The sequence below is a fragment of the Psychrobacter sp. FME13 genome (assembly GCF_014861395.1).
Taxonomy (GTDB): domain Bacteria; phylum Pseudomonadota; class Gammaproteobacteria; order Pseudomonadales; family Moraxellaceae; genus Psychrobacter.
In genome coordinates, this window is sequence record NZ_RRYV01000121.1 from 1 (window position 1) to 9,581 (window position 9,581).

Sequence of the window (9,581 nt, forward strand, 5' to 3'; positions counted from 1 at the left end):
GAAATTCACCTCCACCCTAATGTCGGGTGGAGTCCTCTTTCGCTTTTTTGATAGTTATTACTGACTATGCATATATGCTGCCTAAATCGACCAATCCTCTACTGCCCAACGATGGGCTAGCGCATGCGCATGCAGCGCCTCATCGGGTGAGACGCAGATAGCGATATCTGCCCACTCAAGTAGCGGGATGTCATTTTTAGAATCCGAATACGCATACGTTTTTTCAAAGGTCACGCCAGCCAATTGCTGCTTACTCACCCACTTGTCTAGATGATATATCTTACCTTCTTTAAAATTGGGCTTATCCGCTAATTTACCCGTATAACGCTCGTTTTCTATCTCGAGCGGCGTCGATAACACATTGGCGGATTCGATACCAAAACGTTTGGCAATAGCAGAGACCACAAAGTCGTTAGTAGCAGAAATAATCACTACAGCATGCCCCTTTTCAACATGCTGACACAACACCTCCATCGCTTTTGGCCGAATATGTGGCTCAATTTCACGTGTAATGTAATCCTCACGCAGCTCATGCAACCGTGCCAATGGCAAGGTAGTCAAAAACTGGGCGACAAACTCATTGTACTCTGTCGCGTCAAGTGTACCTTCGATATAATCCTGATAAAACTTCTGATTGGCCGTGCGATACTGTGCCTCATCAACCAGACCATTATTGACGATATACTCACCCCATAGATAGTCGCTATCGACATCAAGTAACGTGTGATCTAAATCAAATAGCGCCAGTTCTTTTTGAGAGTTTTTCGTATGAGGTGCTTGCATTATGAATGCCTTATTGTTTTTTCAAAATGTTAATAGTAAATAGAATTAATTATAATTAAAGATTATATCGACTGTGTTTTAGCTAAAGCCTTTAATATAGTCAGTTTTTTGGATATAACATTTATTCAGTAAATTTTGAGAAGTCTACTGTTTGCCAGACAAAATTATGCTAAATTATTTATTCAGCTTACTTTATAAGACATACCACGACCTTAATAAGCAACCCGAGAACCTTATGAAAGCGTATCATAACAAAACCGACTTATTTAGTAGATCTCAAATTAACAAGGTGCATCGCCCTGCTCGCTCGATTAAAGAAATCAGACAGCGTCAGTTAGGAGATGCGTACCAATCGCCTTGGGATCGCCTGATCCATGCACTCTTAAACGGCTTGATGTATGGCTTTGGTGGCTTGCTTATCGACGTGGTCATTGTTGTCGTTCGCTCAATAGCTGATATCGGTAATGGTGAGGTTTTTTGGTTATTCACCCCTTTTATGTTAGTACTCGGTGTAATCATTGGGTTAGTCGTTGGTAAAAACGCAGGGGCCGAGAGCGTCAATGCACTACATATCGACGAAACTGCCAACCATAACCCTTATCTCGATGACACCTCTATCAGTCATGATATTTTTCGCGGTTTGATTGTTGGTATCGCTATCTTTGCCGTTATCTGGCTCGCTATGATGTTTATCATGTAACGTTACTCTCATGGCCATAGATAAAGGATAAAAATACAGAGGATTACACCCTATACACTTATCCTCTGATCTTTATTTATCACTCAGCGCTACATTTACTGGTTGCTATTCATCAGGCATTGCGATTTCTTTTAGTCCCGTTTTGAATTTTTGACAACGCTCTGCATAATGCACCGCCGAGAGCTTTAACATCGCTGCTTGCTCATCTGTTAAGGTCTTCACTACTTTTGCAGGTGCACCCATGACCAATGAATTATCTGGAATAACTTTGCCCTCTGTGACCAATGCTTTAGCACCGATGATACAGTTTTTGCCAATTTTGGCATTATTGAGTACCACGGCACCGATACCAATCAAGCTGTTATCACCAACCTCACAGCCGTGCAGCATCGCTAAATGTCCGATAGTGACATAATGACCGATTTTTACTTCGATACCTGCATCAGTATGAATCACACTGTTTTCTTGTACATTACTGTAGTCACCAATGTGAATGCGTTCATTGTCACCGCGTAGCACCGCACCAAACCAAATACTGGCTTGATGCCCTAAATACACATCACCGATGACTTGCGCAGAATCTGCCACCCAACCTTTAAACGGTACAGCGAACTCAGGGGTCTTATCTAAATACTGATAAATCATAACTGCTCCTTGTTATCGTTTTTTATGCCAACTAAATAGTGTCGCATGTAGTGTAATGTCGCGTGACTGCATCTCTTTTATTTCGGACTGACTATAGTCAAAGAACTCTAAAACGAGTACAAGTGATACATCCAAGGACAATAACGCCGTAGACAGTTAGTCATTCGCTAGCTTTCTCTGACGTAGCTGGCTTTTGCTAATTGTAGATAGATAACGAGATCGATAGCTCTCATTTTATATCAGTCAATAATGCCCTCTATTGTGGCAAAGCTGTCTATCAAAATCTAGCATTATCGGTAGTAGGACTTGTCACTCAATCAAAAAAGCATTTATGTATATAGACTATGTATGCAGATATAGTCATTAACCCTTAGAGGGTTCACCTTGATAAAGGTTGTTTCTAGTGCAGAAATTTCTTGCCATCAGATATCACTTAACGTGCATTTATAAGCGCTTTGTCGCTTAATACAGACTACATTATATATTTATCGAAAATTAGCAAACTATGCACTACAACTTAGCAAATCGACTGGCTATTCTAGCGTATATTGTATATAATGCGCAAAATCTGTGCCTAAGCGAGCGGACATGATGCAAGTTACCTATTCACTATCTAGTGGGTTTTGTAGTTTCCATCAATAATGTCTTCTCGCTTTTTTATGGAAAAATTTTAGATTTTCTTGTTTCTTTATGCAAATATTAAGACATAGAAATCCAAAGTTTAATCATAAAAAAATCATAGCACTAACCAATAACAGCGGAGGCAACCCTTGAATTCATCGGCAGAAGTACAAGCAATTTTGGCATTAGCAGACGGTACGATTTTTCGCGGTGTGAGTATCGGTAGTCTCGGTCATCGTGTCGGTGAGGTGGTGTTTAATACAGCCATGACAGGGTATCAAGAAATATTAACCGACCCAAGCTACGCACGTCAGCTCGTGACCCTCACCTATCCACACATTGGTAATACAGGTACCAATAGCGAGGACACAGAATCTGGTAATGGTCATCAAGTCTGGGCAGACGGTCTTATTATCCGTGATGCGACAATGGTTACCTCAAACTTCCGTAACTCAGAATCACTGAGCGACTACCTACAAAAGCATGATACCGTCGCAATCGCTGAGATTGACACTCGTCAATTAACTCGTCTATTACGTGATAAAGGCGCTCAAAACGGTTGTATCATGACAGCATCAAATGGCGATACCATCAGTGCAGAAGACGAGCAACAAGCCATTGAACTGGCGCAAGAGTTTGCTGGTATCGAAGGCATGGACTTGGCCAAAGAATGCTGCACTAAAGAAAAGTTCGAATGGACAGCAGGTACGTGGGACTTATCAGACACCCTACTTAACCGTGATATAGCTGGTAGCCATGATAGCGGTACGGGCGGATTCTTTAAGCAGCTTGGTACTCATATCGATGCCAAATACAACGTCGTCGCTTATGACTTTGGGACCAAAACCAATATCTTGCGCATGCTGGTAGATCGCGGTTGTCACGTAACAGTCGTACCAGCCCAAACGCCTATCGCAGACGTGCTAGCGCTAAACCCAGATGGTATTTTCTTATCAAATGGTCCAGGTGATCCTGCTGCTTGTGACTATGCTATCGATGCAGTGCGTCACATCATTGAAAAAACCAATGTTCCTACTTTTGGTATCTGTTTGGGTCATCAGCTGGTCGGTCTGGCTAGCGGTGCAAACACCATCAAAATGAAAACAGGTCATCATGGTGCCAACCATCCAGTACAAGATGTGGCAGCTGGTACGGTTATGATTACCAGTCAAAACCATGGTTTTGCGGTTGATGAAGACACACTACCTGATAATGTCAAATCCACCCATCGCTCACTATTTGACGGTACCAACCAAGGTATCGAGCTGACCAATAAGCCTGTCTTTAGCTTCCAAGGTCACCCAGAAGCCAGCCCTGGCCCACATGACTGTGCGCCATTGTTTGATAAGTTTGCTAAGATGATGGAAGCGGCTAAATAGTGAACTTTTTCACTAAAATATTTAATAGAAAATGTAATAAGAAAATAGAAAATATTTTATCAGAGCATAAAGCATCTTCTAATGAAATAAATGATAAAAGGAAACAGAAGCTCGATAGACTACAGAAGGTTCAAGAACAATACTTTCAACGTCTATCCGAGTTATCAACTAAACAAAGATGGGATTTTGCTTTTACTCTTTTAAATGATTTCAATACCCATCTACCATTTGACTTATTAAAAGATATTATTCCTGATATTCCAAGAATACATGACAGCACTTTAGACTCAGACATCATTGAAATAATGTTGGAGGATATAGAAATAGCAAAGTATGAATACGGCTTTACTATTAATGAACTAGGAGAGTTTGCTGATCTTTTAGCCAAAAATTCTGAGTTATCTCTAGAACAGTCTTCTGATGTCCTTAAACACGTATTAGAAATCGAACTGTCTAACTATTCATCCTCGTTGGATGAATTTAAAAGGTTCTTAACTTATTTAGATAGGGTTTTCGAAAAAATTAACCTTAAGTGAAATAGATGCTATTTTCTTAGATAAAACATGCTTCTAACGATATTAGTGATCATTAAGCCCGAGTTTTTCTATTATTTTTAACTTTTACTTACAGTATAAGACATCTTAAAATCCCAAACCGCCAAAATAGGACTTAACAACATTATGCCAAAACGTACCGATATAAAAAGCATTCTTATCATTGGCGCAGGCCCTATCGTCATCGGTCAGGCGTGTGAGTTTGACTACTCAGGCGCGCAGGCCTGTAAAGCACTAAAAGAAGAAGGCTACCGCGTCATCTTGGTCAACTCAAACCCTGCGACCATCATGACCGACCCTGTCATGGCTGACGCCACCTATATTGAGCCGATTACGTGGCAGACGGTTGAGCAAATCATTGCCAAAGAGCGTCCTGATGCAATCTTGCCAACCATGGGCGGACAGACTGCGCTGAACTGTGCATTAGATTTGGATAAGCATGGCATATTAACCAAATACGAGTGCGAGCTGATTGGAGCAACCAAAGACTCAATTGAGATGGCGGAAGATCGCGAGCTGTTTGACCAAGCGATGAAGCGTATCGGCCTAGAGTGCCCACGCGCTGAAACGGCTGAAACCATGGAAGAAGCGTTTGCTACCCAAGAGAAAATGGGCTATCCATGTATCATTCGTCCCTCATTCACCATGGGTGGTTCAGGTGGCGGTATCGCTTATAACCGCGATGAGTTTATCGAAATCTGCGAGCGCGGTTTTGATTTATCACCAAACCATCAATTGCTTATCGATGAGTCACTGATTGGTTGGAAAGAGTATGAGATGGAAGTCGTTCGTGACAAAAACGACAATTGCATCATCATCTGTGCCATCGAAAACTTTGACCCAATGGGCGTACACACAGGTGACTCTATCACAGTAGCACCAGCACAAACGCTAACGGATAAAGAATACCAAATCATGCGTAATGCTTCGTTAGCAGTACTGCGTGAAATCGGCGTCGAAACGGGCGGCTCAAACGTACAGTTCGGTATCAACCCTGATACAGGTCGCATGGTTGTCATCGAAATGAACCCACGTGTATCGCGTTCATCTGCACTCGCCTCAAAAGCCACTGGCTTCCCGATTGCCAAAATCGCAGCAAAACTGGCCATCGGTTACACGCTAGATGAATTACAAAACGACATCACTGGCGGTAGAACTCCAGCCAGCTTTGAGCCGGCACTTGATTATGTCGTGACCAAGATACCAAGATTTAACTTCGAAAAATTCCCACAAGCTGACAACATCCTATCGACGCAAATGAAGGCCGTCGGTGAAGTCATGGCTATTGGTCGTAACTTTCAGGAGTCTATGCAAAAAGCATTGCGCGGTATGGAAACGGGCAATGATGGTTTTGATGAGCAAATCGACTTTGCCGCTATTAAAGACGGTAAACTCAGTGCTGATAAAGCCCGTAGCGAGATTATCAATCGCTTAACGATTCCTACTCCTGAGCGCATCTACTACATCGCTGATGCATTCCGCGTCGGTATGAGCGTCGACGAAGTGTTTAACTTCACCAAAATCGATCCATGGTTCTTGGTACAAATCGAAGACATCGTAAAAACCGAAGCAGACGTTAAAGCACTAGGTTTTGGCGAATTAACGGAAAAGAATTTGCGCAGTTTCAAGCGTAAAGGCTTATCAGACTTGCGTTTGGCTAAATTGCTTGGTGTATCACAAAAGCAGTTACGCAAAAAACGTTGGGATTTAAATATCTATCCAGTCTATAAACGTGTAGATACCTGTGCGGCAGAGTTTGCTACCAGTACCGCTTATATGTATTCAACGTACGATAGCGAATGTGAAGCCAATCCAACCAATAACAAGAAAATCATGGTTATCGGTGGCGGTCCTAACCGTATCGGTCAAGGTATCGAATTTGACTATTGCTGTGTACACGCAGCGCTTGCGATGCGTGCAGATGGCTACGAAACCATCATGGTCAACTGTAACCCAGAGACCGTTTCAACTGACTATGACACCTCTGACCGTCTATACTTTGAACCAATCACATTAGAAGATGTGCTAGAAATCGTCCGTATCGAAAACCCTGATGGTGTTATTGTACAGTTCGGTGGTCAAACACCATTGAAACTGGCTCGCGCATTAGAATCTGCTGGTGTAAAAATCATCGGCACTAGCCCTGATGCCATCGACCGTGCTGAAGATCGTGAGCGCTTCCAGCACATGATTCAACAGCTTGATCTGACTCAACCATCAAACGCCCTAGCGACGAGCTTAGAAGACGGCTTAGTAAAAGCAAAAGATGTAGGTTACCCATTGGTTGTACGTCCATCTTATGTACTCGGTGGCCGCGCGATGGAAATCGTCTATAACGAAGACGAGCTGAGACACTATCTGCGCACAGCGGTACAAGCATCAAACGAAGCGCCTGTGTTGCTAGATCGCTTCTTAGATGACGCCATCGAAGTCGATGTAGACTGTGTCTGTGACGGTACTGATGTGGTCATCGGCGGTATCATGCAGCATATCGAACAAGCGGGCGTTCACTCTGGTGACTCAGCCTGTTCACTACCGCCTTACTCGCTATCGGATGAGCTATGTAACGTCATGCGCGCACAAACCATTGCTATGGCAAAAGAGCTTGGTGTGATCGGCCTAATGAACGTACAGTTTGCCGTGAAAGGTGAAACTGTATATATCCTAGAGGTCAACCCACGTGCCGCACGTACAGTGCCTTTCGTGTCTAAATGCATCGGTACATCGTTAGCACAGGTCGCGGCTCGCTGTATGGCTGGCACCTCGCTTAAAGACCAAGGGTTTACCACTGAAATTGTGCCTGCCTTCTATGCGGTTAAAGAAGCTGTCTTCCCGTTTGCTAAATTCCCAGGTGTCGATCCAATCTTGAGTCCTGAGATGAAATCAACGGGTGAAGTCATGGGTGTTGGCAAAACCTTTGGCGAAGCATTCTACAAAGCCATCATCGGTAGTAACGAGCGCTTGCCAGGTCTACCAACTGAAGGTGAAAATAAGACAGCCTTTGTCTCAGTACGTGATAGCGACAAAGCACAAATTGTACCTATCGCTCGCCAGCTCGCTGACTTTGGTTTTGACATTGTCTCTACGAGTGGTACGCAAAAAATACTGAGCGAGGCGGGTATCGAATGTAAGCAAATCAATAAGGTGACTGAAGGTCGTCCACACATCGTTGATGCATTGAAAAATGGTAAAATTGACCTTATCATCAATACTACCGAAGGCAAGCAGGCGCAAGAGGATTCATTCTCTATCCGCCGTAGCGCACTGCAAGGCAAAGTATTTTATGTCACGACATTGGGTGCTGCAGATGCTATTTGCAAGTCTTATTCAATTAACTTACCGTTTGAAGTTTACAAGCTACAAGATTTACACGAACAAGCAAAGACTATTGCTTAGTTCTATTGACTTGACTGAATAATTTCAGTAGATTAAGCATAACAGTCAAGCTAATGTAACTGCTCATGCAAAGTTTCGCATGAGCTATTATATAACCGTAATAGACAATACCTTTAAAAAGATAAACCCCAAAAGCATAGTGGCCAAACTGCGACTATGCTTTTTATTACGTAAAGTTAAGGATGCAGCATTTGAGCGCTAAGACGCTCATACATGACTGTCCGTTTGCTTATTACACAGTTTGAACCTCACACTTTTTTATATCTCATACCCATTGCAATAAAGCTAGCACCATCTCGGCATGAGGTGGTGTGGTGTTATTGGTTTAAGGAAAAAAATATGCAACGTTATCCCATGACTCCGCAAGGACATGCGGCTTTAGAAGCCGAATTAAAACAGTTAAAAAGTGTTGACCGTCCACGCATCACAGCATCTATCGCTGAAGCTCGTGAACATGGCGACCTAAAAGAAAATGCTGAATATCATGCCGCGCGCGAACAACAAGGTTTCTGCGAAGCGCGTATCCGTGATATCGAAGCCAAGCTAGGCGGTGCACAAGTTATCGATCCTACCACCCTACCAAAAGAAGGCCGTGTGGTATTTGGCGTTAGTGTTATTATCGAAAATATGGATACCGAAGAAGAAAAACAGTACAAAATCGTTGGTGATGACGAAGCAGACTTCAAAGTTGGAAAAATTTCTGTCAACTCGCCAATCGCTCGTGGTCTGATCGGCAAGTCTGAAGGCGATGAAGCCCGTATTGAGACGCCAAAAGGCGTGGTTGAATACGAAGTGATGAAAGTGATATACGATTAATGTGACAGGTTTTTATAGCTATAATTTATGACTGTTTAATTAAAAAACCTTTGTTCTTAATCATGCTGTAAAAAAGACAAAACAGCTGTATACAATTTTATCTTTCTACTTAATTCGTTTTAGCGCATAATTGCGTAAATCTAACGCATATCATCATGCAGATTTATCGCGCTGTTAACGAAAAATAATGATGGCTGAATATAGTGAGTATTGGCTATTATCAGTACTAATACCCTCGTTATTTGACATGTTTAATAGTGTCATTTAATGGGGGTTTTTTATGTAATATCTGTCACAAATCTTAGGGCGTGTCCTCATTTTAAAAATGATGATAAAAATAAGATAAATAGCAGTCAAACAAGGAACATAGCGCAGATAATATCGAGATATTAGTCAGCTATTTGACGCTGTTTGGCAAGATTTAGCCGTTTTTAACTCATTTAGATAACTATCGATTGAATTGAGGACACGCCCTAGTATATATCAGGACATATCCTAAATATTTGAAAACTTAGATTAACACACCAAGTGCAACGCTAATTAATATTATAGAACGCCTGCATAGGCGTCTTAAACCCTAATCGTTTTCTTGGTCTGTTGTTTAATTTGTTCTCAATGTCCTGCATCTCATCATCAGAGACTTGTCTAAAGTCACAACCCTTAGGCAAGTACTCTCTGATAAGGCCG

At 42.3% G+C, this 9,581-nt stretch carries 7 protein-coding genes and 1 pseudogene; 5 read left to right on the forward strand and 3 right to left on the reverse strand.

The window, feature by feature from the left end; translation table 11 throughout:
* Nucleotides 1-81 precede the first annotated feature (81 nt).
* Entirely contained in the window at nt 82-783 is a 702-nt protein-coding gene (locus tag EI164_RS12175) for an HAD family hydrolase (RefSeq protein WP_192520226.1), read from the reverse strand.
* Nucleotides 784-1,018: 235 nt separating this feature from the next.
* Here EI164_RS12175 and EI164_RS12180 point away from each other — a divergent pair, with 235 nt between their 5' ends.
* On the forward strand, nt 1,019-1,483 hold the full coding sequence (locus EI164_RS12180) for a hypothetical protein (RefSeq protein ID WP_192520227.1): 465 nt from the start codon (nt 1,019-1,021) through the stop codon (nt 1,481-1,483).
* Between the two features lie 105 nt (nt 1,484-1,588).
* Here the strand turns inward: EI164_RS12180 and EI164_RS12185 are convergent, their stop codons facing one another.
* Nucleotides 1,589-2,128: a gamma carbonic anhydrase family protein gene (locus EI164_RS12185; protein ID WP_192520228.1), complete on the reverse strand. Its 540-nt coding sequence runs from the start codon at nt 2,126-2,128 to the stop codon at nt 1,589-1,591.
* Between the two features lie 770 nt (nt 2,129-2,898).
* On the opposite strand from EI164_RS12185, the gene carA reads away from it, so the two are divergent.
* The 4 genes from carA (at nt 2,899) to greA (ending at nt 8,894) form a co-directional block, all read left to right on the forward strand.
* Complete coding sequence (gene carA / locus EI164_RS12190) at nt 2,899-4,128, forward strand: glutamine-hydrolyzing carbamoyl-phosphate synthase small subunit (RefSeq protein ID WP_192520229.1); 1,230 nt, start codon at nt 2,899-2,901, stop codon at nt 4,126-4,128.
* On the forward strand, nt 4,128-4,664 hold the full coding sequence (locus tag EI164_RS12195; RefSeq protein WP_192520230.1) for a hypothetical protein: 537 nt from the start codon (nt 4,128-4,130) through the stop codon (nt 4,662-4,664). Before carA ends, EI164_RS12195 begins: the two co-directional genes overlap by 1 nt.
* 144 nt (nt 4,665-4,808) lie before the next feature.
* Nucleotides 4,809-8,078, forward strand: coding sequence for a carbamoyl-phosphate synthase large subunit (gene carB, locus EI164_RS12200; RefSeq protein ID WP_192520231.1), 3,270 nt, complete (start codon nt 4,809-4,811; stop codon nt 8,076-8,078).
* Nucleotides 8,079-8,417: 339 nt separating this feature from the next.
* Nucleotides 8,418-8,894, forward strand: coding sequence for a transcription elongation factor GreA (gene greA, locus EI164_RS12205; RefSeq protein WP_192520232.1), 477 nt, complete (start codon nt 8,418-8,420; stop codon nt 8,892-8,894).
* A gap of 536 nt (nt 8,895-9,430) precedes the next feature.
* Here the strand turns inward: greA and EI164_RS17085 are convergent.
* A pseudogene (locus EI164_RS17085) lies at nt 9,431-9,581 on the reverse strand (IS30 family transposase); the annotation flags it as partial.